Below are 24,219 nucleotides of genomic sequence, written 5' to 3'. Positions count from 1 at the left end.
GACAATATCCTTTTGCAACCTTTTCGCTAGCCATGACCGACACACTCGATCCGAAATCCCGCTCAGAACGCATGTCCCGGATCCGAAGCAAGGATTCGAAGCCGGAGCTTGAAGTTCGTCGGCTCGTCCACGGTATGGGGTTTCGGTACCGCCTTCATCGAAAAGATGTGCCTGGTAAGCCGGACATCGTTTTTGGTAGTCGAAAAAAAGTAATTTTTGTTCATGGTTGTTTCTGGCATCGCCACAACGATTCGGCCTGCAAGTTGTCTCGTTTACCGAAGTCGCGGCTTGACTTCTGGCTCCCGAAGCTTGAACGAAACGCCGTGCGTGATGCCGAAAACAGTGCCCGACTAGAGGCACTGGGGTGGGATGAAATGATCGTCTGGGAATGCCAGGTTACGAAAGCGAACCTGCCAGTCCTGAGCGAGAACATACGAAAGTTTCTTTGCGATGAAGTCGATTGAGCTTTTCGCTGGTGCAGGTGGACTTGGCTTGGGCTTGCATTCGGCCGGATTCCGGCCCGCCAGCGTTGTCGAGTGGGACAACTACTGCGTCGACACTCTCCGCGAGAACCAGCGGCTTGGAATGCGCGCTGTCAAGGGCTGGAAGGTGAAGCACGGTGACGTGCGTGACGTCGATTTCACCGCATTCAAGGACAAGATCGGTCTCGTATCCGGGGGGCCGCCATGCCAGCCGTTCTCCATGGGCGGCAAGCATGCAGCCTACGATGATGCACGAGACATGTTCCCACAGGCCATCCGCGCAGTGCGTCAGGCGCAGCCACAGGCTTTTATCTTTGAGAATGTCAAAGGGCTCACGCGCGCCAGCTTCCGGAATTATTTCGAATACATTCGTCTGCAGTTGTCCCACCCAGACATCATCAAGGGCAAAGACGAATCCTGGCAGGACCACCTGTCACGGCTTGAGCAGCACCACACTAGCGGCAGCCGTGAAGGACTCAACTACCGCGTCGTCACGCAGCTACTCAACGCCGCGAACTATGGCATCCCCCAGAAGCGCGAACGCGTCTTCTTCGTTGGCATTCGTGAGGATCTAGGCAAGGCCTTTCATTTCCCGCAAGAGACGCATTCCCGCGAATCCTTGATCTGGGATCAGGTCATGGGCGAATACTGGGATCGACATCGAGTGGCTAAAAAGGATCGGCCGGAGATCCTCGGTGCCGACCGCATCAGCAGGATGTCGATGCCAGACGAGCTGCCGTGGCGCACCGTCGCCGACGCTCTCGTAGGCCTCCCGGATCCTACCAAGAAAATTCCGTCTGACATCGTTGTATACAATCACCGCTTCCAGGCGGGCGCACGCTCGTATCCCGGTCACACCGGCAGCCCGCTGCACGAGCCTGCGAAGACACTCAAGGCTGGCGTTCATGGCGTGCCGGGTGGGGAGAACATGCTCCGTCGTCCTGATGGCAGCGTCCGCTATTTCACGGTTCGCGAGAGCGCGCGCCTGCAGACCTTCCCGGATGATTACGTGTTCCACGGGAGCTGGACCGAGACCATGCGACAGCTCGGGAACGCTGTTCCGGTGGAACTTGCGGCCGTGGTCGGACGCAGCGTCGCTCAGCAGATAGGCGTGTGATGGCGGACGGCTACGTCGAGTTCGAATTCGATCTCCCGTCAGCTCTGCTCGCCAGCCTGGTGAGCGAATTTGCCAAGATGGATTCGGCCTCGCTGACACACGAGCACACGATGCAGGTGCCGGACCAACAGGGCGTATATCAGCTCCTTGTCGGCGGACAAGTCGTCTACGTGGGCAAGACAGATGCCGACTCTGGTCTGCGCGGACGTCTGTCGAAGCATGCATGGACAATTCAGCATAGACAGAACTTGAAGCCCTCTGACGTCCAGTTCAAGGCAGCTCGCGTATTCGTCTTTACGGCCATGGACTTGGAAAAACTGCTGATCCGACACTACGCCCAAAACGCGGACGTTTGGTGGAACTTCAGTGGCTTCGGCAGCAATGACCCCGGCCGCAATCGAGACACGACAGAACTCAAGGCCACCGGATTCGACGCCGTCTATCCCATCGATCTCGATCACTGCGTCAACATCCAGTCCGATGGCGGAGTCTCGGCTGCGAAAGTTCTCGATGCCCTGCGTCGTGAGCTCCCATTCACGCTTCGTGCCGAAGGAGATGGCGGTCGTGGTCGCAAACCTCATCGGGATCTCGTGACGAGCATCGTGCCGCCGTTCACGGCGAAGCCCTCGACCACACGCGAGGTGCTGAACTCCGTCCTCGTAGCACTCCCGCCAGGCTGGCAAGCGACCGCGCTTCCAGGGCGCATAATCATGTACAGAGAGAACCGGGAATATAGCGCGGGGGTCGTTATTGGACGGAGCGTCAGGATCTGAACCATCCTACTGCGTTGCGATGTCCGACACGAGATCGATTTCATCGATCCAAGTCCTCCACAGGTAGTCGTTGGTCGCCGGATCTGTCCATTTCATCGTGTCTGATGGATGTCGGAAATGGGTGTCGCGATATCGAACCCTCGTCGCGGTGACCATCGCCAGGGTATCGCTGCAAATGTGAGCGCTGGCGTTACGATAAGTCTGTAGGTCCTTGATCGCCGTGGCACTGCCGAACGCAGTGAGCATGGTGGCCACGTTGGAAGGCGCGAGGCCCGACACTATCAGAACCAATTTGGTCACATCCCCCCAAGTGGGCTCCTGATGACGCCCTGCGACCGACCTGATTGTTCCCACGGACTGGGCTGATGCGAGACGCTTCGCTACGAATGCGATTTCTAACTCGGTTCTCGCTGAATAGGTGGGCGAGCTCACCAGGGTTCCGACGGTTGTGTTTGCCCCCTTTACGGCCCCAATTACAACCTCTCGGCAGAACTCGCCCCATGCCTGCCATAGGGAGGAAATTAGGCCCTCCTGAAGCGCGTACTTATCAATATTTTTGGTAACCGAAGGCGCGATCACGTGGCGCTCGAATGCCTTTTCGAGCGTGTTCAACCTCATGATGAGTTTGTTTCGGACCTGACTAAAAGAGGTTGGCATATTCCGGGTCCGGCACCTGTGCACCGATAGCTTTAAATATAGACATTGTTCGAGCGTAGCGGCGTGGTGCGCGGTTTACAGCAGCTTCGCATCCCCAGACATATCGGTGAAGAGGTCCGTCGATTTCCTTAGCCTCGTGCGCTTGAGCTAGAGCCAATAGGTTGTTCACTGCCTGTGCTCGGTTCGGAACGAACTGCGCCGGACGCTGCACGCCGTCTTCTTGCTCGATCTGCTCGATACCAAACTGTGCATGAATCAGCGCAGTCACCAAGGAATGGAGTGCGTATGGCTTCATCATATGGGTGTTTCGCAGATCGCCAAATTCGGCGATGATGAAGTCGAAAGTCGACCGAAGGATCGAGTAGTAATCGGGAGCGTTTTGAAACGTCTCGTCGTAGTTCTTATAGAGTTTCGTTAAGTCAGACGCACTCGTGCTAACAATGCCGCGCTCTATGGATAGGACGCATTCCGAGATCAATTCCGCGTCAGCCATCCTGACGATTTGCCGTTGCGTAAAGACGCCGAACTCAATAAAAAATTCATTTAGGGCGTCCGCCATGTCGTTCACGAACCACTTGAATTTGCCTTGGTACGATGAGTGTCTCTTTTCGGGTTCGTTGAGAGGCAATGTATAGGCGTTCATTCGCCGGAACATTTGTAAAATCTCAGCTCGCGTTGCGTTGCGGATAACGTCCACACTCACGGTGTAAGACGAAAACCGGAGCTGATCTTCGTCCGCCAGATCTTGAAATCGCATACCCGCGTATTTGGATTCGCCCTTGATCGCGAACTCATTGTTGAAAAAGCGGCGGATCGTCGTAATCCGCTGCTGTCCATCAACGATCTCTTTGCGCATGCGACGATCGCCCCGATTTATGTACTCATACATGTAGATCTTCGGGAATGGATATCCTTCAAGGATCGTGTCGATGAAGTAGCTGGCGGGACCATCGGGCCATAGACCGGTGCCCCGCTGATATTCGCGATTTACGGTCAATTCCTTGCGTTCGAGCATCTCGACGACTTCGATTACGCTATAGTTGCTTGTGGTGATCTGCATGCGGAGTTCTTTCTTGGAAGTTGCGGACACAATATCAGCAAAACCCCTGATGAAAAGTATCTGACCTCAATCCTGCCGGCGTTTGCGCCGTGCCGTCCCACCGCACGCCATTTTCTCAGGCACCAAGCGAGGGAGATTGAGATGCCGGTACTGGATATCAATGAAGACGAGAAGTCGATCTTAGTCACCGCGCTTACTCATGAGCGTGTGCGCCTCATGGCGGAATGGAAGAAGTCTGCGGATGATTACGACAGCTCGCCGTATTGGCGGACAGGGGATTGCGCTGAAATCGACGAAGATGCCGATGCTGTCACGGATCTCCGCAAGAAGATTGAGTCGGCCGAGAATGCGCCGAAGGCTGCTTGGCAGTCGACGCAAGTTGGGGAATCCCTCGTCGGCGCCCTGCGGCCGCGTTCGGCACCAATCACATCGTCGAGGATCTCGATGGCGGCAAAGACCAGATCGCGCCCGGCACCTGGACAACGATGCCCGAGGATTTCGAGGGCGACGGCTGGATGTTCGACGTCACGGATCCGGAAGACAAGATCGTCATCGCCTCCGCTGACACGCAGACTGATGGCAAGACGGTCGGGTTTTACAGATACTCGCTCACTCCACCCAAGAAGCGGCTTGATGTCGTTATCACCATCGGTAGCAAAACAGAGATGCTCAGCGGCAGTCGACTGAAATTGAGAAGTCATCAAGGAGCTTACGTCTGCAGCCGTCTCCTAACTCACAGAAACTTCCGTATCCGTCTCATCTGACCGCCGCCCGGGTCACCTGCTCGGCGGCGGTTTGCATTCCTTCAAGCTGCCAGCTACCGTCCGCAAGATTCGAGGAGGGCGCACGCAGTGGTTTCAATGACGCAGGAGGAAGTGGACGCGTTGTTCGCTCGCGCCAGCACCCTTATATCTGGATTGCCGTCCTATCGAGATCCAGAAACCTTTTACGATATCGCCGATACTAGATCTTCACGCGCGAAATCCGCATGGTCATCTGCAGCGGATATCCTGCTGAAGATCGCCGCTAACGCGCCGGACGAAAAGAAGTTCTATTTCAGATACTGGGCGGGAGACGCTTACATTGGCTTGGGCGAGCTTTAGACGGCTCTGCAGACGAAACCTCAGCCGCCACTCGGTAGCAGGAACTCAATGCAGACCGACACCATTCTCAGCCTTAAGCTCGCGTCTGGGCAGCGTGTGACGGGAACCGATATCGCTACGCTATTCGGCCCGAAGATCACCAAATTCGGCAAGGAACACATCGTCCCTGTCGCAGAATTCCTGGATGCAAAGGTGTCGCAACTGCAGGAGCACGATGGCCGCAACCTTCTTCAAGAATGGAGCCTCGATGCGCATCGCTATCCGCAAGGCATGCCGATATTCAGTGGGCATCCGAGCTATTTCCTCGTCAAACAGCCACCGCAATACCACTTCAGCCTCTCGCCGATAGCGGAGGCCATGTGCAAGGGACTGATGCGTGAGGCGGAGAACACATTCCGTGAGGAGCGCGATATTCCTCGCGTTGGTGAAGGCTGGGTCGCAGAGACGGCCCTGTTCTACGCTATCAAGGATTCATTCCCGGGCGAGACTGTCGTCCAGCATGGTCGGCCACAGTGGCTCGGAAGGCAGCATCTCGACATCTATCTCCCTGACCGCAGCATCGCCCTCGAATACCAAGGCGAGCAGCACGATAGGTCCATAGCCTTCTTCGGCGGCGAGGAAGCTTACATAAAGAATGTCGAACGAGACCGCACCAAGCTGGCGAAATGCAAGAAAAACGGCGTGCGCGTCATCTACGTCCGTGAAGGATATCTGCTCAGCGACCTACTGGCGGATATTGCGAGAGCGATCTAGGCACCGCTGTCGATGCGCCGGATTACGATGCCGGCCAGCACAATCGCGGCGGCGCCCATCATGTATGCAAAAGAAAACCCCGGATCTCTCCAGGGTTCTTCCGGCCGCAAGGGCGAACCAGGGTGGTGCGATCATTCGGGGAGCGGCCACAGTCCTTGACCTGCCAAGGTTTCAATAATGTCTTCTCTCCCCCAGCCTTTCAGAATCTCTTCCGTGGGCTTTGTCCTAGACATAGGAAGCACCCAAAGCGGCATCCATCGCTTAGCGTCCGCAGTTTTGTCGTCGGGATTCTTGTAGAGAGTCACAACGGCATCCCGGAGCAATCGGCATCGCCTCTGTTGCTCAACCGCATAATACGCAGCAGGCATCTTCGCATTTTCCAGGAAGAGGCGACTGTAATCAGGTCCCGATTGGGACAGATCTTCTACAGCTTGGTCATCGAGCCAGATCTGGAGTTGCATCCACTTTGCCCACATCGCTTCGCGTTTCTTCGACGCCTCCGCGAGCCAGGCATCTACCTGCTCGGATGTTCGTGGTTCGATCTTCTCTTCGTAAAGCTCCCGGATTTCGAACAACTCAGTTCGAGGCGGATCATAGTTCTCCTGGTTTGCGTGGAACGTCCACATGTCGTCCTGATCCTGAGGGATCAGGCTAACCTCGCAGACTGCGGTAAATGCAGCCAGATACTCTGAGAATGCTTGATTTCTTGACGTGATATTGACGGCCTCGATAGCCACTCCCGTCTGCTTCCACGAGAACCACGCTGAGACAGCCGCTCCACCTGATGCGACTACGTTTAGAAAAACCCCGCCTGCGACCAACCACGGCTGAAAACGAACCAATACCCCACGCTTTCCGGTGCGCTTTCGTCGTCGTACTATCGCCATTGATGTCCCCAGTCCCTAACCCTCGGGCAACCTATAGCGCCTTGAGATGCCGCTCAATCGCCTCTTTGCAATTTCCGCCGGCGTTTGCGTCAGGCGGATCGGGGGCGCACGATTGTCGTATCGAATGCGAGGGAGATGCGCGATGAGAGAGGTGGCTACGAAGACATCCTGAAGGAGCCGGATGCGACCGTGTTCGCCGCCATATCGCCCGAAGGCGAAGAAGGACATCTGCGGATCAAGATGCCAGACGCGGACTATTGGGACGACGAATACGCCACCTGGACCTTCAAGGTTTATGACTAGCAGGATCGCCGCGATCTGGCGGAATTGCTTAACCCGGCCAGGGGCCACATACATCCGGTCCAGGAAATTGCGGCATTCGCGGAGGCTGTCCTCAACGGCTTCACCAGCCGCAAGCGCGTGGCCGCTTCGTTTGGCGAGGACATCGAGGAAATCGACGCCGAGAACACCAGGGATCAGGACCGCGCGAAGATGCTCGGCCTGCAGTACAGCGCGTATCCTGCTCTCGAGGCCATGGACTTCGGCACGGTGCTCACGAACAGCCAGATCGACGATGCGCGATCACCCGGAGGGAATGTCGCCGGACAGACGGCTCCGGCCTTAGACAGCGCCTGATTGCGCCGCGCCAAACCAGTTTACGTTCCCCGAAATTATCAAGGAAATGTCCGTGATGTCATTTATATCACATTGATTATAAACGATTATTATTGAAGAATTTCGCGATTGACGGCAACATATCGTCCGGTACTCCTGGCTGCGTACCAACGTCGCAGAAAGGACTCGTACAGTGTACTTCGCAGACTTTCTCACCTTCGAGGGTGAGCGCTACTACGTCACCGCTGATCTCCGCACGGGCAAGACGCGCTTCGAGCGCGTCAGCAATGAGGCGTTTGAACGCTTCGTCCGCAACGTCCTGGCGATGCCGGACCCGCTTGAGGATACCTCTAACAAGGAGGTGTCCGCATGAGCATGAGCTTGGCAACCATGAACGCCATCGCCGAGGCGTTCGAAGAAGGCGTGCAGATCATGATCGTCGGCATTCAGGACATCATGACAGATCTCGTTAGCGAGTTGATGTCGAAACACCGCGAGGATGCTGAGCGCCTAGATCAGCCGACGATCTCGGCATATGCAGATATCGGCGATGACGGCGGTGTTGGAATTCGCATCTTCTTCGGAGAGCGAGTGTTGATTGAAGCAAATGCACTGCCGGGCGCGATGGGCTTCCGCTTTGATGCCGATTCTGAGTATGCAGATCTAGCAGGCGATGTCCGCGCTCTGATCCCCATCATGTCAGATCGCGACTATGTTGTGGGTCTGTTGCACCGTGCGCGCCCGCGTCTCCAAAACCAGGCCAAAACGGAGCGGGCAGCATGATCAGCGTCCCCGACTACAAGGAAATCTGCGCCGCCAGTGATGCCTTCCTCGACTATCTGGTCGAGCACTATCGTGATCGCATGAATGAACCGCTGCCATTCGACCGCCGCCCGCTTCTTGCGTTGGCTGCTTGCCAGGACAGCAGTGGTGACTGGTCGATCTGCCTCCCGCTTAATCTCGGCGATGACGCGGTCGTCGAGTCGGTCAGTCTCGCCGACGAAGGCGTCAAGACGCGCGGCGATCTCATCGCGTATATGCGTTCCGACACATGGAAGGAGTTCTTGCGTTGGATTGCTGGGGTCGACGTGCAAGGTAATCCGCTCCCCGAAATCGAAGAGTAGCTGAATAAAGCCCTCGGAAACGGGGGCTTCATTTTTCCATCTCGCTCGTCTCGAATCTTGCAGAAGCCCTGGACACCCCTGCTCTCAGAGTTATCTGAGACGACAGCGAAGGTCGGCAAACCTTCGACATCTCCGACAAACGACCAGCGCGCGCCACGTCCTAGTTCTGTAAGCAGGCTACGCGATCTTTCGACGTCGTCGTCACCACCTCATAACCGAGCACCCGGTCAGGCGCTTCTCGCCGGATCCCCGCCAGCGCCATCCGATCTCCGATGGTATGGGCAGCTGTTGCGCAAGCGGTGTTTTCCTCGCACATTGCCAAAGCTCGATTGGGCTTTCCGAAAAATGCCGCTATGACATTGATGGCAAGAATGCACCATGGGGAGACATGAGCTGCGCCGGAGGTGACGGCCATAATGGGGCCGATAGCCGACCGGCAGGTTTCGGCCGCCGACCCGACTAAGCAGGCATTAGCAAGACTGCGCGAACATTCACGAGTGGCATGCTGCTGGCAAAGGTTGACCAATGCGCGCCGCAGCATGCCGGGAAACAGTTCAAAAAGTGGCGTGGCGAAACGCGAGCGAGATTGGTCGCGCGATATTTGTGCGATTGGTCGCGCACCCACAAATTGGTGCGGACACGGACGGCCACCGTTCACTCAAATTTCCTGCATCTAATCAACTTTTCCTGGCTATGGTCAAGCGGCATCGGATTTCCAGATTTGATAGATGGCCTTGCGCCGCTCGAAGGCCTCCGGGCCGCCTTCCATAATGGAGATAACGCTCGCTTGGCAGGCCTTTTCATCAATGTTTCCGACCGATAAGACGATTTCATCGTCGGTTGCACTGCAAGTGACGATAGTCTCTGCGTCGCCCAAAACTGGAAAATTCGCATTATGGGTTGCGAAGATGAATTGCTGCTTCGGCTTGAGTCTGCGAAGGAGCTTCACCACCTCCTCGTACACGGTCTGGCTATCGAGATCGTCTTCTGGCTGGTCAATGAGCAAAAGATCATTCCCTTCTTGGCTCAGAAGGAAGAGCATCATGGCCGAGGCTCGCTGGCCGAGAGAATGTGAGGATAGCGCCTTGCCATGATACGTCACTGCGTACTTGTTCGGCACCTGATAGCCAGTAAGCTGATAAAGGTTCTCCATGAAGAGCTTTTTGAACTCTTCTGACTTTCCTTTCGCGTGAGCAGATGCTTTGTCGAGGTCTCTGAAAATTTCACCAAAATCGGTATAGGTATTGCCGAGCGCCTCATAGTACTCCTTGCGCAGGTTATTGCCACGAAGCAGCGTATCAATGTGACTCGTGAAGGCGCTGCGATCCCCTTTGAACTCGGCCTCCACCCTGAGCGAGCCTTGTGATGTATTAATGATCTTCAACGCTGCCGCGATGAGCTTATATTCTTCATGCCAAGCATCGTTTAGCGAGGTCAACGCCGTCACGACCGCATCGCGTTTAGATTTCTCCCTGCCCGTTCGCTTCGCAAGTTCCGTAATTAGCGCCTCAAGCTCTTGCTTACGCTGAGTGAGCTTGATGTAAGCATCCGGCTGGATTGACGTCACACCTTGCTCTTCGAGCGCCTTGACCAATTCGCGCTCCGTCTCGGCGAATTCCTCCTTCAATCCGTCCCTAACTCCTTCAAGCTCTTGGCGCAGCGCATCCAGATCGCCGGATTTGGATTTGATCGTGGCAGCCAGAGTTTTCGCCGAAGTAACGGTTACCTTGAGTTCCTGCACCTTTGCTTCATAGCGCGCGAAAAAATCGGCGTTGTGCTCGGAGAAATGGGGCTCGACCGACTTGAAATCGTCCTCGGCCTTGGTCGCGATATCATCAACGGCCTTTTGCCAAGCCTGAGTGGCCTCGTCGACGCCTTGGCAGTAGGTCAAGTCTCCGCTATAGGCCAGTTCCTTTTCGAGTTTGTCCTTGATGCCATGCTTGTCGAAATGCTCTAGGTTGAACTCTACGTCTTTGAGTTCATCCTCCAGCGTCTGCTTGTCCTCGGCATCGCTGCGGACTGATTTGAAGCTTTCTATCGCAGTTTTGAGCTCGCCTGACCGTTCCGCGATTTTTTGCCGGACTGACTTCAGGCTATCCCCCACAAGTTTTTCGATGAGGTCGTGTCCAAAGCCCTTTCCGGCGGCAGAAAGGTCTTTCTGTCCAAAATAGAGAGGCTTGGCGATGATCGTTTCTTTAATGGAGACGCCCGGCCGCAGCGTACCATCAACATACACATCGGGCGAATGCCCCCAGATACGGCTTACCTCAAAACGCCCGCCGTGCCGGTCAGTCGCCTCAACAACGACTTTGCCACCGCTTTTAAGGACATGCGGCAGCAGCCCATTCTTGTAGTCCTTATCCTGCGCCTTGTCTCCGAAGGGGATATCGAGTGCGTACCGCACGCTCTCAAGAATCGAGGATTTGCCGCTACCCTGGATGCCAATCAAGCAATTCAAATGCGGGGAGAAGGTGACGCGCCTGCCGTCCAAGAGCCCCCCTTCAAAGCGGATGGCGCTGACATGGGAATGAAGCACCGCCGGGACCTCTGGCGAGACGCGAAAGCCGTGATCGGCGAGGGCGAACTTGACGGCATCGAAGCCAAGATCGCCGAGCTTGAGATAGACCTTCTTTCCCTTGCCGATTTCTTCAATCGCTTTTGCATCCGAGCCTTCGACTTCGGCTGGGTAGTGATCGCCCCACCAGCCCTTAACCTTCGTACGACATACTGCATCAAGTTTGTCATGCGTTCGCACCTTCTGGAAACCAAGGGCGTATTTCTGAATGAGCGGCTCGGCGGCAAGCTCTTTCATCCGTCCGCCGCCGATCTCCTTCCACAGGCCGCTATTTGCCTCAACATGAGCAAAGATAATGAAGAAGTCGCGGTTATAGGATTCCAAATTCTTCAGCGTTGCAATGAGGTCATCGTTGCTCCGTCCGTTTTCCTGCTCGTAGTGCGCGGGAACTTTGCCAGAAAAGGTAACGCCCAAGAACTGATTGATATAATCTTGGCCATCGGCCAGCCAAGCGTCGGAAAATACAACGAGAGTGTGGACCCCGTTCGCGCCATCTTTGACTGATAGCTCCACGCCCGGCAGTACACCGATCTCTGCCTTGCGCGCCCGTTTCCGCAGCGCTTTGAATTCATTTGCGTCAAATTTGTTATGGTTTGTGATGACGGCGAGCCGAATTCCAGCCGCCTCCAACGCGTCGATGTAGGCTGCAATGAATCGATCGCCGTCACCATCGTAGCGATACTCTTTATCCGCCCTTGTGTGCAGATGGAAGTCTGCCCGCACCCATTGCGCGCCATGCTCGAATAGTTTTTGAATTGCGTCGCCCAAACTCTATATCCTTATACGAGACATCTCTCCCCGAGGACGAAGCCACTGTGGGTAGAGGCCAGAATCCGAGACCGTTCCGCTCTCGGCCGAGACTGAAAGATTCAGGGCGGATTCAACCTGTCGATATTTACACTTAGGGCGTGGTCAAAGGTACCGGAAATTGCTGTTCCAGTATCGCGGTAATCTCGGCGAAATATTCATTGAAAGCTATCCTCGTCGACCGTTGGCTCTTGGTCACTGCTGGATGGAGCGTGAAGCGAACATCGAAAAGGAACTCGTCCTCGCCGGTATTCAAGCCTGTCTCTGGTAGGAAGATGTAGACTCGGGAAGCTCGGAAGTGACGCATAACGTCATTGGGTAATTTCTCAAGGAGACTGAAAAACGCATTTACGTCCTCAACATCAAGAGTGAGGGTCGCCGTGAAAACGTTGTCGAACTGGAAATCGAGCTCGTCAGCGAGGTCGCTCCAATCGAACCGTCTTTCCAATTTCACAACGGATTCGCAGGAAGCGTTTATGCTCCGTACTACAGCTAAAAAGGGCACGCGTTTGAAAGCATCGGCCATCGCATTGAAGGCGGAATGCCGAAGATCAATTTCCTCTTTTTCGAAATATCTTGCCTCTTGAGCAGACTGCCAATACTCTTCCACTTCCGCTTCACGACGAGTTCCACTGATAAAGTTCGGTAGGTACCGGGTGTAATAGTCGTAGTGATCACTGTCGTAATGATCGCTGTGTGCGGAATACTTTACGAGCTTAATATCCCAGCTATACATTTGGCCATCCTCCAGGGCCCAGCCGTCATGCAACATATCTGCTAACATCGCCTTTGTGTAAGCAGCTTTTTCATCATGAGGGCGCATGTAGTCGACATACCAAACGTATTCGCCACTTTTATCATTATACCAAACTGACCGCGGCCTGATGAAGTGGTCTTTTGGAAAAGAAATCTTCTCAATTTCTTCGATTCGTCGGCTAATGCTGGGGAGGTGATAGTCCACGCTTGATCCAATTCGATTGGACAAATGGAACACATACCCCTTGTGATGTGCAACGAAATCATTGGGAGCCTCAGTGGCATAAATCTGCCACTCGCCACAGGACTTCGGCATGAAGCGTTGTGCGATCGCCCATAAACGCGGTGCCGACAACATACGCTGCAGCATAACACCGTCCCAATAGGTGGCCGTAACTGAATTCGCTGGATTGTTGGTCACACTCTCGAGTCGATTCACGACTGCAGACGACGGCTGCGTCGAGCAGACAAGGATGTAGCCCGTCGCGTGATGATGCGTACATGAGTCTACGATGTTGTCGAGCTCTGCGATTCCCACGCTGTCCCCGCTGTGAGCTTTGTGCTTGCATTGCACCAGCCAAGTTCTTGTCGACTTCACGAAGTGACTATCTATTGTTTCGGTGCATATCAAATCGCGCCCACCATCGGGCCCTTTACCACTCCACGCGACGTGAAGACCGTTACTGAACAGAAGTTCACGAACAAGTTGTTCAAACGCCTGCCCGTCTTGCGGTAGTTCCTTGAAGTCCACGATTTCCCTCCCCGACATGCATGTGCGCGACATGAATAGGCTCTTCTCTAATGAATCCACCCGTAATGGTTTTATGCAGTCCTCTAACGCAGATGAATAGTTAGATTTCCTTGAGCGAAAAATACTTTAATTGATCTCATGCCGCTTCTTGTCTGGCATGCGTATTTTTCTAGCGGCCTTCCGCTGCGTGGAGTACGGCTAGACGATGTCTGCTTCCGGGCATGCGCGATAATGGCCTCTATGGCCGACATGAGGGCGCATAGCGGAAATCATTTCCGCAGCGCGGCCGTATGGCCGACTGTCCTCTGATAGGACATCCTCCAGAAAAACGGTCATCAGTATCCTTGGTCTGCAGTGAACGCGCCACTGCATCACCATAACGCGAGTCCTTTGTTAAAACTGCCGGTGAGCGGGCGTCTCACCACCTTCTGATTGAAATTAAACTCGGCTTCTCGTATCTATGCGAGTGAGTCTCAATTGCCTTACACACTGGAACGCGCCGCATGTCTTTCAAACAAAAAACAGCCACTGCTCCAGCGCCCGCCACTCCCGTAGGACTGCTTCCGCTTCTGACCCGCCGTTCGATCCCCGATGCCCTTTCCCATCAGAAGGACATGCTGAACTCCTACGCAACGAAAGCTGAGATTGGTGATGTTGCGATGCAACTCCCCACTGGAAGCGGAAAGACCCTTGTCGGTTTGGTGATCGCTGAGTGGAGGCGACGCAAGCTCAACGAGCGCGTTGTCTATCTATGCCCGACCCGGCAGCTAGTCCACCAGACAGTCAAGCAGGCGGAAACAATGTACGGCATCGATGCCGTTGCGTTCGCAGGCCCGAAGAGAGAATACGCCGCTGCGAGCCGCGCCGATTACACGACCCGTACAAAGATCGCAGTGGCTACATATTCAGCACTCTTCAATTCCCATACATTCTTCGAGGATCCTGATACGATAATCCTCGACGATGCTCACTCCGCTGAGAACTACATTGCGAAAATGTGGTCTCTGGAAATTCGGCGAGACAACATCGACCTCGTGGCGCTGCATGCGGCGCTCTCAGGACTTTTCAAGGATCATATCACCGCACAATCGTATCGGAGATTGACCGGATCCTGGGAGGACCGACTGGACGCCACTTGGGTAGACAAACTTCCGACAGAAACAGTTTCTCATCTCAGCACTAGCCTAGTCGATGTGTTTGACGCGCACTTTGAGTCTAGCAATAATGAGGTGCGCTTTACGTGGCCACTCCTTCGAGATCATATTCACGCTTGCCACATTTACCTTGGCTCACATGAAATCCTCATTCGTCCGCTCATACCTCCGACATGGACCCATGACCCGTTTCACAATGCGAAACAGCGAATCTATATGTCCGCCACGCTTGGTAACGGTGGCGATCTTGAGCGCCTAACAGGACGGAGGAAGATCGAACGCATCGAAGCTCCGGAGGATTTCCGAAAGGCTGGAGTCGGGAGACGATTCTTCGTTTTCCCAGATCTTTCGCTCGAGGAGAACGAGAGCGAGGGCCTTCGAAAAGAGATGCAAATTACCGCAGGCCGGTCATTAGTGCTTACACCCAATAAGGCCGCCGCAGACAATGTCGCGAAGCAGCTACAGAACGTCCCAGGATTCCAGATTTTCAAGTCCGAAAGCCTAGAGGCTTCGAAAGCCGCTTTCGTAGGGTCGTCACAGGCCGCAGCGATCATGGCAGGCCGCTTCGACGGTGTCGATTTTCCCAACGACGAATGCCGCCTTCTCTGCCTAGACGGGCTTCCGAAAGCCACCAATGCCCAGGAACGATTCTTTATGAGCAAGATGGGCGCCAGCGCATTGCTCAACGATCGCATGCAGACTCGAATCCTGCAGGCAGCAGGGCGGTGCACGAGAGCTCTCCAGGATCGGTCGACTGTTTTCGTCACGGGCCGTGAACTCGTTGATTATCTGACCAACGAACGCAACTGGCGGCATTTCCATCCGGAACTACAGTCCGAGCTCTCTTTCGGCCTTTTGCAGTCGAAGGACGTGACCAGCGCGGACATGATGGCCAATTTCAAGAGTTTTCTTGCAAACGACACCAACTGGGACCAGGCGAACGGCGCGATCGTTTCCGACGCCGCGAACTATTCGATGGAACCTTATCCTGCGATGGCGGAGCTTGAGGCGGCGGTAACGCATGAAATTTCGTTTCAGATGGCACTATGGACCGGCGATTATGACGATGCTCTTGAACAAGCTCGTTCAGTTGTCGCAAAGCTCAATGCTGCGGCCCTGGGGGGATACCGAGCTCTGTGGCACTATCTGGCCGGATGCGCTGCGCAACGATTGTCAACGTTCCCGGGAGATCACTATGCGAAAACTGCTCGGGAGCAGTTTGTCGCCGCCAAGAAATCAGCGCCTAGTGTTCCCTGGCTTGCGTCTCTTGCAAAGGGCAGCACCGATCAAGGCCAAGCCCTTCAAGATGGACCGTCTACTGAAGTTTTGACCCAAGTCGAGCGTCTCGAAGCCTTTCTTCTGTCGATGGGGACCTCGAATGACAAAAAATTCGAAAAACGCGCGAAGGAAATCATCGAGGGCCTCTCGAGTTCTAATCTTTTCGAAGAAGCTCAGCGGCAGCTGGGCGAGATGCTCGGATTTGACGCGGGTAACGGCAACGGCGACGCTGATCCTGATCCTTGGTGGTTCGGGTCCCAGAAGGGGATCGTTTTTGAAGACCACGCGAACGGGCAGGCTACCACCGTGTTCGGCGCGACGAAGGCAAAGCAGGCTGCCGGCCATCCCGACTGGCTCTACGAATTCAAGGCCGAAGCCAAGGATTTGGCTCTTACTGCGATACTGGTAACGCCTTGCACGAAAGCAAATATAGGCGCCAAACCTGCGCTCCATAAGGTTCGGTATTGGGAGTTGGAAAATTTTCGTCAATGGGCTTTAGAAGCCATCAACACAATACGTTCCCTGAAATCAACGCTCCCGCAGGAGGGGGATCTATACTGGCGAAAGGACACTGCCGACCGGTTGACAAAGGATCGGCTTACCCTTGAATCTCTACTTTCCGGCTTGCCTGTCGCCTCTGAAGCAATGGAGATTGATGGATAGTATGCTGCTGGGAAATCAGCGTTTCCGAGGCGGCATAATGCGAAACGCGAAATTTGTGTGCAATTATTCAATCTCCGTCTCGGCCACATCTTCATAATCGATCCGAGCCTACGTTGTTTGCAGGGGAGACCGCCTCCAGATGAACATTGATGACTGTGAGCTTTTGTCGCCGGTGAGACGTCTGCTTTCATGCGCGCAAGAAGAGTACTTCTCAGACTGAAATGAAGGCGAGTGGCGGAGATCATTTACGTATCGCTACTGTTGATATTTGGGGCGCCTCAAGGGGCACGCTCACGCCACGGGCAGTTCTCCAGCTCCGCCCGAAGCAGACTCCTTTCGTCGCGTCTTGGAAACCTGATATCGTCGCCTCAGAGGCGAGGGACCAGACTTCATGATAATTGCTCATATCAATCTGGTAGTCAGAAACGCGGAGACGCTTGCGGCATTCTATGTGAACGTCATGGTATGCGTTGTCTTTCGCGAACTCAAGACGTTGTCCGGTGAATACGTCTCAAGAGGAACTGGCTTTCAAAATCCAAGATATGCCCAACCTGGTTGAAATTTCCGCAGTTAGAACGACTTTTTCTCGAAATTCATGAGCACAAAGTTACGCATCATCGTAACGAACCAAAGGTCAATGAACCCGGTTTCGGGCACCTTGCATTCCAGATGGAAGACGTCGGCCCTACTAAAAATCATCGAAGCTGGAAGGGCGCAGATCGGTCAAACCACAGATTTCGGCACGTCAGCGAACCCATATCTGACTGCATATGCGCGTGATCCAGAAGGTAATATTCTTGAGCTTGAACAAGCAATCAAATGACCGCTTCTGACGCATCCTGCCATCAATGTCGCAGCGGCATTTTTCGGAAAGCCCAATCGAGCTTGGCCAATATGCGAAGGAAACGCCGCTCACTCAAGGCCGATGCTGATCGACAGCGTATCGTTGCCCAGCTTGAAGTCGCTCATGCCGAGATCGCAGCTGCGCCTGCGCGGGATCTGGAGACCGTGAAGGAGATCCTGCAGGCACCTGATGACGAAGATGACCCGGTGTCCCCGTTGATTGAGAAGCTACGTGCGACACGTTTGGGAGGTCGGACATGAAGCTCTTGTGGCCAATCGGCTTGTGGATACCCTTCGCGACCCGCGATTCTGACGGGGTGTCAGTCTGCGCCGAAATAGATGGTGGTCGAGAAGGTAGTAGAGCGGAAGATCGAGATCCCAAACTCTCTGCTGATGTGTACGGCAGAGCCTGTCGCTGGATCTACCTGGATTCGTGAGCGCGATGTCGCTCAGTTCTCGTCAAGCGTTCGGCTGCAAACGAGGACTGTCGGACGAAGCTGGCGGCGGTCAGAAGGCTAACTAGGCACAGTAGCTTCTAGTTGTATTTCTCCGGTCGAGCGTCCTATTAATAGGAAATCATCCGACGGAGAGGGAGCCATGCCAGCAGAGATAAAAGCCTACGCGCGCCCGCGCCAGCTCTACCGATATCGCTCTCTTGGAGTAAACGACCCTAAGAAGTTTAAGCAGGAGCTGGACGCCATCGAGTCTGGTTACGTCTACTGTCCTTGCTACAGTGACATGAACGATCCGATGGAGGGGTCACACCGGGAATCTGCGCTGCTGAAGGAAAGCAAGTACTATGCGCTCCGGCGAAGCCGAGTCGAGGAAGCCCTTGCGACATTCGGCATCGCTTCTTTTTCTGAGACCCGCGAGCATGAGCTCATGTGGGCGCACTATGCTGGAAACTACTCCGGGATCTGTATCGAATACAGTGTATCTGCCCTGTTGGAGAACCTCCCAGACGACCATGAAATGGTTCGCATGACATACAACGAGCAGGCACCAATGCTCTACCGTGACAAGGAAACTGCTGAGAACAAGGCTAAGCTCATCTTGTCCTGTAAGTCGCTTCGGTGGTCAGGAGAGCGAGAATGGCGACTCATCCGACCCGAAATCGGAAAGGCGGAATATGGGTCAGCGAAAGCCGTTTCAGCGGTCTACTTAGGCTCAAGGATTCACGAAAAGCACGAGACTGCCATTCGCAAGGCCATGCTTCCGATGAGGATAAAGGTCGGCAAGATGAAGCTCGATACGTACGCACTCGCCTTCGAAATGCCAAAACGACTTGTCCTCAAGAAGAAAAAGTGAGGCCGGAATTATATTCCGGCCTCACTGGCCCCAGTGCTTCTTTCGAGCATCAGAACAGCTCCCGCTGCCCCGCATTCTCCCTAGCCTCGATCTCGTCAATTGATCTCTGCCGATGCCAACCCGGCTCATCCGGCTGCCGGCCGACTGAGGCTTCTGTGGCGAGGCGGTCGTGCTACCGGTCCCAGGAATGCCGCAGCCAGGCTGCAGGATGCGGCTTGCGCGCCTTCTTCGCCTTTTCGGCGATCTCGACAGCCTGCATAAGCCGCCAGCCCACGAATTCCATGACGGGAACCGACATCGAGTTGCCGATCGCGCGGTATCGCTCGATGTCGAGCGCCTTCCGACCTCCGACGTTAATATCTGTCACGTGATCCGGGAATCCCTGCGCGCGCTCGCATTCGAGCGGTGTCGGCCGCCGCACGGTGCCGTCGCTGAAGATCAGGACGAAATCTAGTTCATTGGCCTGACCCGCCGGGCGTGACATCCCGGCTCCGCTGGCGTTGAGCGTGCCAAGGACTGGCGGCGAGATCAGGTCTCCAGCGCCTTCCTGACGGCTGGCGGTATCAGCTTGTTGCGCTCGGCGGCGCGACGCAGGATTCCGGTTTTCGCGGTCTTGCTCAGCGAATACGCTTCCTGCGTCGACGGCCCCATCGAAGCTCGCAATGAGGAAGATTCTTTCCCGCCGTTGTGGGACTTCGAAAAATTGAGAGTCCAGTGTTCTCCAGCAGATTGAGACATCGGGATTTCCATCGTCGTCTCTGGAAAGCACATGACCAGCATTCGTCCAGCCGCCCCTTGGCGGGACCAGAGGATCTCCGTTCCTTCCGCCCGCGAGAACGCCCAAAAGACATCCGAATCCGTTTGTTTTGTCACTGAGGACTCCCTTCACATTTTCCCAGACTACGAACCGCAGTCCATTGATTTTGCGCATCCGCGCAGCCAGTTGCGCGAACGCGAGCGTCAGATTCCCGCGGTCGTCCCCGAGACCTTTGCGAAGCCCGGAGATTGAGAATGCTTGGCATGGTGACCCTCCCTCGAGCACATCGATTTGGCCGAGTGCACGAAGGTCCTCATCGGTGATCGCGGTGACGTCGCCGAAATTCACGACGGATCCGCCTGTGATGGACGCATATTTTTTCGGCTCAAAACCCTTGTGCTTCGGCAGGTACTTTGGAGCCGTCGCATCACAGCGTTCGGCAAGCACATGGCACTGGAAGGCTGCCGGTTCGCAGTAGCCCGCGAAATGGAAACCGAGCGGCTTCCAGGCGACCGAGGCCGCCGAGATGCCGGAGAATGTCGACAGCACTCGCATCAGAAATCCTCCAGATCAGCCATGGCTCTCTGAACCGCGCTTTCCCAAGTCTGAATATGGCCACCGCGCTCGAGATCCGCGACGGCAGCCTCAAGGCGTTCTACCTGGAATGTCGTCACCTGGTGCTGCCAGTGACGATACTCCGTGCCGAAATTCCACAGCGAATAGCGGTCGCAATCGGCAATTTCGCAGAGCAACGCGTTGCTGTCCTCCGCATCATCGAATGCGGTACTGATCTGCCATGCGCCCGTTCGCCAACGGCTCCGGAGAGCTGGGGCCGCGTCGAGCGTAGGCACGATAACACTGGGGAAGATGGCCCAAGTCACGCGAACGCTGCCGCCCAGCTTATCCGCGACCTCTCGTATGCGCAGCGGATGTGGGTGCCGATCACGCACCAGTCCGGTGTCGTCATGAGCGGTGTAGATCGGCGTCAGATGAGAGCGCTCCCCGCCGCCGACCTCGATGCGATACGGATGCGCTGCGGCGCGCCAGTATGCGTCGACGGCCAGATCGCGGATCCGGTCAAGAACGGCGGGCGGAATCCTGCGATGCGAGACCGTCGCGACGCCGCGCGAGTAGGCCTTCAGCGTGATCGGCGAGATGCCGAGAGCGGCGGCTGTCGCATCCCTGCCAATGCCGTACTGTGCGAGCATCGCTTCGGCTTCGCGGCATGCGTTACCGATCTCGTGGTCGGTGAGGTGGTAGAGCGCGCGCGGTCGCGTGACGAAGTCGTCTTCGGTTTCGATGTCAAGTTCCATTTAGGATTCTCCTTGTTTTGGTGTTCCCGGGCGCTGGCATCATCTGTCGTGATTTTGGCTACCGCGACCTCCGAGGAGGTTTCGGCTCCGGCCAAGGAGCCAGGGGAGCCGTAGCTCCCCGTTCATCAGGCGGCTTGGTTGAGATCTTCGATGGCGACGACCTGATAGTGATCTCTGACATCCATGTCGCCGAAGATTGGACGGAATTTCTCAAGAGCCTCTTCGAAGCTTTTGAAGCCCTGCTCGTTGATGTGAGCCAGCAGGGCTGCGTCGGCGTCGGCAGCGTTATAAACGCCGACTTCGCGCCCGATCGAAGTGATCGAGAAAGTCTTGAGTGCGGTCATTGTTTTGCTCCTCTGTGTCGGCGGCGGGATGCCGTGTGCCGATGACTAATGATGTGTCTAGCGGCGGACACAACGCAACAGCGAAAATCGAAAAAGTTATTGTCAACAATTGGTTAGGTTAACGACCGTCGATTTCATCGTGTTTCGTCCACGGATTTCTCCATGATATTTTTTCAACCGTTGTCGCTTTCAGCCGCCAGCGGAATCCTGGTCTCGGCAAGACAAGGAGGTCGAAATGAAAAAGAAGAAATCGGCGTGGGCATTGTTGAATCCACTAGAATGGATCCAGGCCGCGTTCGCCTTGCTGGCAGCGGTTTTCGTGCCGCTGCTCCGCTGGCTTGGGATGCTAACGCCGCCGTCGACGGACGGATTCGAGAACATCCGGAAAGAGGATGTCGAAGACGCAGCGAAGCTCGCTGTCGAGCAGGAAGCTGCCGTCGACACACTCGTTCGTGAGATGTCGCAAGCGGAAGTCGTCCGTGCATACGCCAAGGCCGACGCCGCCGGCCGCGCAGAGATGAACCTGCAGGCGCTTGACGATGCACAGCAGGACTGGCTCATGAGGCTGTCGGAGGACGACCTCGCAACGTTGGGGATGTCGACAACAGGCGCCTGCGCAAGGAGCTTGGAAGCGCGAGATGTCAGGCCATCGTACGCGAAGCAGAAGCCGGAAATGGAAACGGCCGAGATCTACCAGATCCCGACCGAAGACGACGTAGAAGAAGCGAAGCGCCAGCAGATCGCAGCGCTCTACAGGCAAGTTCAGCGCGAGCTTTGGCTAGCGCCCGGGGTTCCCAACTTGAACCCGAAGCACACCCCCGTCGCCACGCTCCACTGACCCTCGGCCAGCTCGCATCTTGAAGCCGCCCGGCGCTAGTGTTAGGCGGTTTTGCATTTCAAAGCGACGCATGGCTTCGAAAAGCTCCGGAAGCTCGTGCATGAGATCGCCGAACTGGCGAACAAGGCCTTCATCAGACATGTCGGCCACGATGCTCATGCTGCACCCCGCGCGCGGTCGATGAATGCCTGGCGCTGCTGGAGAGCGACCCGGAGACGGCGGACTTCGGCCTCAAGCGAAGCCACATGGCGGACGGCACGCATTGCCACTCGTCCGAGATCGTCGGCGCGGCCGCGTGCCTCCGCCAATTCACAAGCGTAGACATAAGCAGCACGACGTTCCGCTCGCTCCTCGGCTGCTTGCTTCCCCGCAGCGTGCGCGTCAGCCATAGATCCAACGATGCCGGCGGTGATAAGTCCGAGTTCGAGGGCGGCTGTTCCTGCCGGATTGCGAGAGGTGAAAATCGACATATGCAGCTCCTTGCTGATCGGAGGCCGACGCTACACGGACCCGGAATCCTTGGGAGCCCACAAAATTGGAATTCTACCGGCAGCGTTAAGGGAGTGCGATCGTCATCACAGAGTTTTCCATGATGTCACCGTCGCAGCTTCTTGGCTGTCAGCTTGTTGCCGCGTCTCTCATGACAGACGGTGCACAGCAAGTGTGGCTGGATGTCGGCAAGGCGTGCGGCTGCGCCGAGGACGCGACGGACATCCCGGCGCTCGATGTGACCGTAGCGACGGCAGCGCGGACACCAGCCCAGGAGCGCATACCATTCCGGGAGTTGGTCAAGCGTAGGGAAGAGGCCGTAGTCGGCAGAGCGTTTGCTAGCCTCGCTGACGGTATAGTCGCTGCCGAAATTGGCGGTCAGGTCGATGCTACGCCGATGCTTCACCGGCAACGCGCTCATACGAAGGCTTCCAGCCGCGCGCGATCCCCTTCGACATAAGACTGCTCGCGATCCAGAGCTGATCGCGCAGGAAATCGGCGTCGGCGAGCAGAGAGCGGATCGCGGCGAGTGCATCGCCATCGTGGGCGCTGAGTACGGACTCGGCGAGATAAACTTCCGGAGGCGACTGGGTGCCAGTTTCTTCTGCCGGGATATCGAGAGCGAGCTGTTGGGACATGAGGCCTCCTTGGGAATGACTTCCGATGTCAACGGAATTTGTTCCTATTTTGTTCTCATTGATCCGGGGGTCAAGCGGAGTCTTGATTCTGGCTCCGCCGGCGACAATCATGAGGGTGCAGTCGGCGTAGTTTAGCTGGACAAAACACGAGAGCTACTCTGGCATCTGCGAGCGGTGCTGGAATTCCCGAGAAGCCGGGTTCGAGTCCCGGGGTCGAGTGCAGACGCTATGCTGCGTAGCTCAGAGGCAGAGCACTCGCCAGAGCGGAAGGTCGCTGGTTCGAAACCAGCCGAGCATAGTTGAAGGCGGCATGGAGAGATCATGCCGCCTTTTCTGATTTATTCCTCTACCGGAGTGCCCAGGGATCGAGCATGGTTTCTCACGGTCGGAAAGGTCGCGTCTCGCAGTGCATCCAAGAGTTCAAACAGACCATGAAGGAAGTTCAGTTTTCGTTTGCCTATATCCGGGTATCGGAAGATGTACGGTGGCTCACCGTAGTCAGAGGAGAGAGATGCGAGTGCGTCGACATACTCCTCGTCAAGCACCAGTCCTTCCTGCTCTGATGCACTATACAGGTTCAGAAGGTTATGTCCGAGACCCTTGTTTTTCAGCTCTTTAGACGTTCGGCCTTTGGCCAGCAGAAACGCCTTCAGGTAAAGCTCGGCAGCATGACCAATCAGATTGCAAACCGGATCGTGTAGGATGCCCCACTGCTCAGCTTCATTAAACGCGACAATGGGGTCTCGAAACTTCCCGGCACACTCGATTGCGGCGAGGCGATAGTGATTTCCCGATCTGAAGAACAAGAAGCCCGAGTCGCGTTGCTGCTCGGGTTTTATCTTTACCGTCTTCCCAGGAAACGGTCTTTCAACAGTGGTCATTGCTTCCCCCTCTATACCCCAATGCCGACTTCCCCCTCGATCCTCGAATCTTGCAGGAACCCAAGGCAAGATCGCGTGGATGACCCCAGAAGTCGAGCACTGTCCGGAATCGGAAGTACCCGCTGCATGTCGGCGGTTGACGCTCCTGCCGCAGCGAGACTTCGAGAGGGCTACGGCAGCTCTCACCAGCTACGGGGGTGCGGATCCATCCGGAGTTTGACTTCTTTCAAAGGGCAGAATCGCTGTAGAGAAT

At 55.7% G+C, this 24,219-nt stretch carries 28 protein-coding genes and 2 tRNA genes; 17 read left to right on the top strand and 13 right to left on the bottom strand.

Going from position 1 to position 24,219, the window contains the following annotated elements; translation table 11 throughout:
- Positions 1 to 32: 32 nt before the first annotated feature.
- The 3 genes from ACZ5A6_RS00850 to ACZ5A6_RS00840 are packed head-to-tail and all read left to right on the top strand — an operon-like array spanning position 33 to position 2,372.
- Entirely contained in the window at positions 33 to 464 is a 432-nt protein-coding gene (locus ACZ5A6_RS00850) for a very short patch repair endonuclease (RefSeq protein ID WP_464110995.1), read from the top strand.
- A complete protein-coding gene (locus tag ACZ5A6_RS00845; RefSeq protein WP_464110994.1) occupies positions 451 to 1,599 on the top strand; it encodes a DNA cytosine methyltransferase in 1,149 nt (382 codons plus the stop codon). Before ACZ5A6_RS00850 ends, ACZ5A6_RS00845 begins: the two co-directional genes overlap by 14 nt.
- Positions 1,599 to 2,372 (top strand): GIY-YIG nuclease family protein, encoded by a 774-nt coding sequence (locus tag ACZ5A6_RS00840; RefSeq protein ID WP_464110993.1) that lies wholly within the window; start codon positions 1,599 to 1,601, stop codon positions 2,370 to 2,372. Before ACZ5A6_RS00845 ends, ACZ5A6_RS00840 begins: the two co-directional genes overlap by 1 nt.
- A 6-nt stretch (positions 2,373 to 2,378) precedes the next feature.
- Here ACZ5A6_RS00840 and ACZ5A6_RS00835 read toward each other — a convergent pair whose 3' ends face one another.
- Together ACZ5A6_RS00835 and ACZ5A6_RS00830 are read right to left on the bottom strand one after the other, a co-directional pair.
- Complete coding sequence (locus ACZ5A6_RS00835) at positions 2,379 to 3,029, bottom strand: hypothetical protein (protein WP_464110992.1); 651 nt, start codon at positions 3,027 to 3,029, stop codon at positions 2,379 to 2,381.
- Positions 3,013 to 4,089, bottom strand: a complete 1,077-nt coding sequence (locus ACZ5A6_RS00830) for a DUF262 domain-containing protein (RefSeq protein WP_464110991.1) — start codon at positions 4,087 to 4,089, stop codon at positions 3,013 to 3,015. Before ACZ5A6_RS00830 ends, ACZ5A6_RS00835 begins: the two co-directional genes overlap by 17 nt.
- 362 nt (positions 4,090 to 4,451) lie before the next feature.
- Between ACZ5A6_RS00830 and ACZ5A6_RS00825 the strand changes: the two genes are divergently transcribed.
- The 3 genes from ACZ5A6_RS00825 (at position 4,452) to ACZ5A6_RS00815 (ending at position 5,945) form a co-directional block, all read left to right on the top strand.
- Complete coding sequence (locus ACZ5A6_RS00825) at positions 4,452 to 4,853, top strand: hypothetical protein (protein WP_464110990.1); 402 nt, start codon at positions 4,452 to 4,454, stop codon at positions 4,851 to 4,853.
- A gap of 96 nt (positions 4,854 to 4,949) precedes the next feature.
- Positions 4,950 to 5,192: a hypothetical protein gene (locus ACZ5A6_RS00820; RefSeq protein ID WP_464110989.1), complete on the top strand. Its 243-nt coding sequence runs from the start codon at positions 4,950 to 4,952 to the stop codon at positions 5,190 to 5,192.
- Between the two features lie 48 nt (positions 5,193 to 5,240).
- Complete coding sequence (locus tag ACZ5A6_RS00815) at positions 5,241 to 5,945, top strand: PDDEXK family nuclease (protein WP_464110988.1); 705 nt, start codon at positions 5,241 to 5,243, stop codon at positions 5,943 to 5,945.
- Between the two features lie 131 nt (positions 5,946 to 6,076).
- On the opposite strand, the gene ACZ5A6_RS00810 is transcribed toward ACZ5A6_RS00815, so the two are convergent.
- Positions 6,077 to 6,682, bottom strand: coding sequence for a hypothetical protein (locus ACZ5A6_RS00810; protein WP_464110987.1), 606 nt, complete (start codon positions 6,680 to 6,682; stop codon positions 6,077 to 6,079).
- Between the two features lie 285 nt (positions 6,683 to 6,967).
- Between ACZ5A6_RS00810 and ACZ5A6_RS00805 the strand changes: the two genes are divergently transcribed.
- The 5 genes from ACZ5A6_RS00805 (at position 6,968) to ACZ5A6_RS00785 (ending at position 8,571) form a co-directional block, all read left to right on the top strand.
- Complete coding sequence (locus ACZ5A6_RS00805) at positions 6,968 to 7,135, top strand: hypothetical protein (protein WP_464110986.1); 168 nt, start codon at positions 6,968 to 6,970, stop codon at positions 7,133 to 7,135.
- Positions 7,136 to 7,159: 24 nt separating this feature from the next.
- Positions 7,160 to 7,468 (top strand): hypothetical protein, encoded by a 309-nt coding sequence (locus tag ACZ5A6_RS00800; RefSeq protein ID WP_464110985.1) that lies wholly within the window; start codon positions 7,160 to 7,162, stop codon positions 7,466 to 7,468.
- Between the two features lie 172 nt (positions 7,469 to 7,640).
- Positions 7,641 to 7,820, top strand: coding sequence for a hypothetical protein (locus ACZ5A6_RS00795; protein WP_464110984.1), 180 nt, complete (start codon positions 7,641 to 7,643; stop codon positions 7,818 to 7,820).
- On the top strand, positions 7,817 to 8,230 hold the full coding sequence (locus tag ACZ5A6_RS00790) for a hypothetical protein (RefSeq protein WP_464110983.1): 414 nt from the start codon (positions 7,817 to 7,819) through the stop codon (positions 8,228 to 8,230). The genes ACZ5A6_RS00795 and ACZ5A6_RS00790 overlap by 4 nt, the downstream gene beginning before the upstream one ends.
- Positions 8,227 to 8,571, top strand: coding sequence for a hypothetical protein (locus tag ACZ5A6_RS00785; RefSeq protein ID WP_464110982.1), 345 nt, complete (start codon positions 8,227 to 8,229; stop codon positions 8,569 to 8,571). The genes ACZ5A6_RS00790 and ACZ5A6_RS00785 overlap by 4 nt, the downstream gene beginning before the upstream one ends.
- A 160-nt stretch (positions 8,572 to 8,731) precedes the next feature.
- Here the strand turns inward: ACZ5A6_RS00785 and ACZ5A6_RS00780 are convergent, their stop codons facing one another.
- From ACZ5A6_RS00780 to ACZ5A6_RS00770, 3 genes are all read right to left on the bottom strand, one after another.
- On the bottom strand, positions 8,732 to 9,229 hold the full coding sequence (locus ACZ5A6_RS00780; protein ID WP_464110981.1) for a hypothetical protein: 498 nt from the start codon (positions 9,227 to 9,229) through the stop codon (positions 8,732 to 8,734).
- Positions 9,230 to 9,268: 39 nt separating this feature from the next.
- Entirely contained in the window at positions 9,269 to 11,914 is a 2,646-nt protein-coding gene (locus tag ACZ5A6_RS00775) for a TrlF family AAA-like ATPase (RefSeq protein WP_464110980.1), read from the bottom strand.
- 133 nt (positions 11,915 to 12,047) lie between these two features.
- Positions 12,048 to 13,460 (bottom strand): restriction endonuclease, encoded by a 1,413-nt coding sequence (locus ACZ5A6_RS00770; RefSeq protein ID WP_464110979.1) that lies wholly within the window; start codon positions 13,458 to 13,460, stop codon positions 12,048 to 12,050.
- Between the two features lie 503 nt (positions 13,461 to 13,963).
- Here ACZ5A6_RS00770 and ACZ5A6_RS00765 point away from each other — a divergent pair.
- The 3 genes from ACZ5A6_RS00765 to ACZ5A6_RS00755 all read left to right on the top strand — a co-directional run bounded on the left by ACZ5A6_RS00765 (position 13,964) and on the right by ACZ5A6_RS00755 (position 18,706).
- Positions 13,964 to 16,555 (top strand): DEAD/DEAH box helicase, encoded by a 2,592-nt coding sequence (locus tag ACZ5A6_RS00765; protein WP_464110978.1) that lies wholly within the window; start codon positions 13,964 to 13,966, stop codon positions 16,553 to 16,555.
- Between the two features lie 819 nt (positions 16,556 to 17,374).
- Positions 17,375 to 17,659: a hypothetical protein gene (locus ACZ5A6_RS00760; protein WP_464110977.1), complete on the top strand. Its 285-nt coding sequence runs from the start codon at positions 17,375 to 17,377 to the stop codon at positions 17,657 to 17,659.
- A 336-nt stretch (positions 17,660 to 17,995) separates the two neighbouring features.
- Positions 17,996 to 18,706 (top strand): DUF2971 domain-containing protein, encoded by a 711-nt coding sequence (locus ACZ5A6_RS00755; RefSeq protein WP_464110976.1) that lies wholly within the window; start codon positions 17,996 to 17,998, stop codon positions 18,704 to 18,706.
- 172 nt (positions 18,707 to 18,878) lie between these two features.
- Here ACZ5A6_RS00755 and ACZ5A6_RS00750 read toward each other — a convergent pair whose 3' ends face one another.
- The 3 genes from ACZ5A6_RS00750 to ACZ5A6_RS00740 all read right to left on the bottom strand — a co-directional run bounded on the left by ACZ5A6_RS00750 (position 18,879) and on the right by ACZ5A6_RS00740 (position 21,120).
- The gene (locus ACZ5A6_RS00750; RefSeq protein ID WP_464110975.1) at positions 18,879 to 20,018 is read right to left on the bottom strand and encodes a DNA cytosine methyltransferase; all 1,140 of its coding nucleotides are present in this window, start codon (positions 20,016 to 20,018) and stop codon (positions 18,879 to 18,881) included.
- Positions 20,018 to 20,776 (bottom strand): hypothetical protein, encoded by a 759-nt coding sequence (locus tag ACZ5A6_RS00745; RefSeq protein ID WP_464110974.1) that lies wholly within the window; start codon positions 20,774 to 20,776, stop codon positions 20,018 to 20,020. The genes ACZ5A6_RS00750 and ACZ5A6_RS00745 overlap by 1 nt, the downstream gene beginning before the upstream one ends.
- Positions 20,777 to 20,901: 125 nt before the next feature.
- A complete protein-coding gene (locus ACZ5A6_RS00740) occupies positions 20,902 to 21,120 on the bottom strand; it encodes a hypothetical protein (protein WP_464110973.1) in 219 nt (72 codons plus the stop codon).
- Positions 21,121 to 21,355: 235 nt separating this feature from the next.
- Here ACZ5A6_RS00740 and ACZ5A6_RS00735 point away from each other — a divergent pair, with 235 nt between their 5' ends.
- Positions 21,356 to 21,958 carry a hypothetical protein gene (locus tag ACZ5A6_RS00735; protein WP_464110972.1) on the top strand — a complete coding sequence of 201 codons (603 nt, stop codon included), beginning with the start codon at positions 21,356 to 21,358 and terminating at the stop codon, positions 21,956 to 21,958.
- A gap of 155 nt (positions 21,959 to 22,113) precedes the next feature.
- On the opposite strand, the gene ACZ5A6_RS00730 is transcribed toward ACZ5A6_RS00735, so the two are convergent.
- The 3 genes from ACZ5A6_RS00730 to ACZ5A6_RS00720 all read right to left on the bottom strand — a co-directional run bounded on the left by ACZ5A6_RS00730 (position 22,114) and on the right by ACZ5A6_RS00720 (position 23,085).
- Positions 22,114 to 22,428 (bottom strand): hypothetical protein, encoded by a 315-nt coding sequence (locus ACZ5A6_RS00730; RefSeq protein WP_464110971.1) that lies wholly within the window; start codon positions 22,426 to 22,428, stop codon positions 22,114 to 22,116.
- Positions 22,429 to 22,553: 125 nt separating this feature from the next.
- Positions 22,554 to 22,853, bottom strand: coding sequence for a hypothetical protein (locus tag ACZ5A6_RS00725; RefSeq protein WP_464110970.1), 300 nt, complete (start codon positions 22,851 to 22,853; stop codon positions 22,554 to 22,556).
- Positions 22,837 to 23,085 (bottom strand): hypothetical protein, encoded by a 249-nt coding sequence (locus ACZ5A6_RS00720; protein WP_464110969.1) that lies wholly within the window; start codon positions 23,083 to 23,085, stop codon positions 22,837 to 22,839. Before ACZ5A6_RS00720 ends, ACZ5A6_RS00725 begins: the two co-directional genes overlap by 17 nt.
- A gap of 117 nt (positions 23,086 to 23,202) precedes the next feature.
- On the opposite strand from ACZ5A6_RS00720, the gene ACZ5A6_RS00715 reads away from it, so the two are divergent.
- Both ACZ5A6_RS00715 and ACZ5A6_RS00710 read left to right on the top strand, forming a co-directional pair.
- A tRNA-OTHER gene (locus ACZ5A6_RS00715) sits at positions 23,203 to 23,307 on the top strand.
- A 5-nt stretch (positions 23,308 to 23,312) separates the two neighbouring features.
- Positions 23,313 to 23,384, top strand: a tRNA-OTHER gene (locus ACZ5A6_RS00710).
- A gap of 39 nt (positions 23,385 to 23,423) precedes the next feature.
- Here the strand turns inward: ACZ5A6_RS00710 and ACZ5A6_RS00705 are convergent.
- Entirely contained in the window at positions 23,424 to 23,966 is a 543-nt protein-coding gene (locus ACZ5A6_RS00705; RefSeq protein ID WP_464110968.1) for a HEPN domain-containing protein, read from the bottom strand.
- Positions 23,967 to 24,219: the final 253 nt, after the last annotated feature.

The sequence above is a fragment of the Agrobacterium sp. 6Ca8 genome (genome assembly GCF_055382765.1).
Note: the sequence above shows the minus strand (reverse complement) of the source record. Positions and strands in the feature narration are given on the sequence as shown.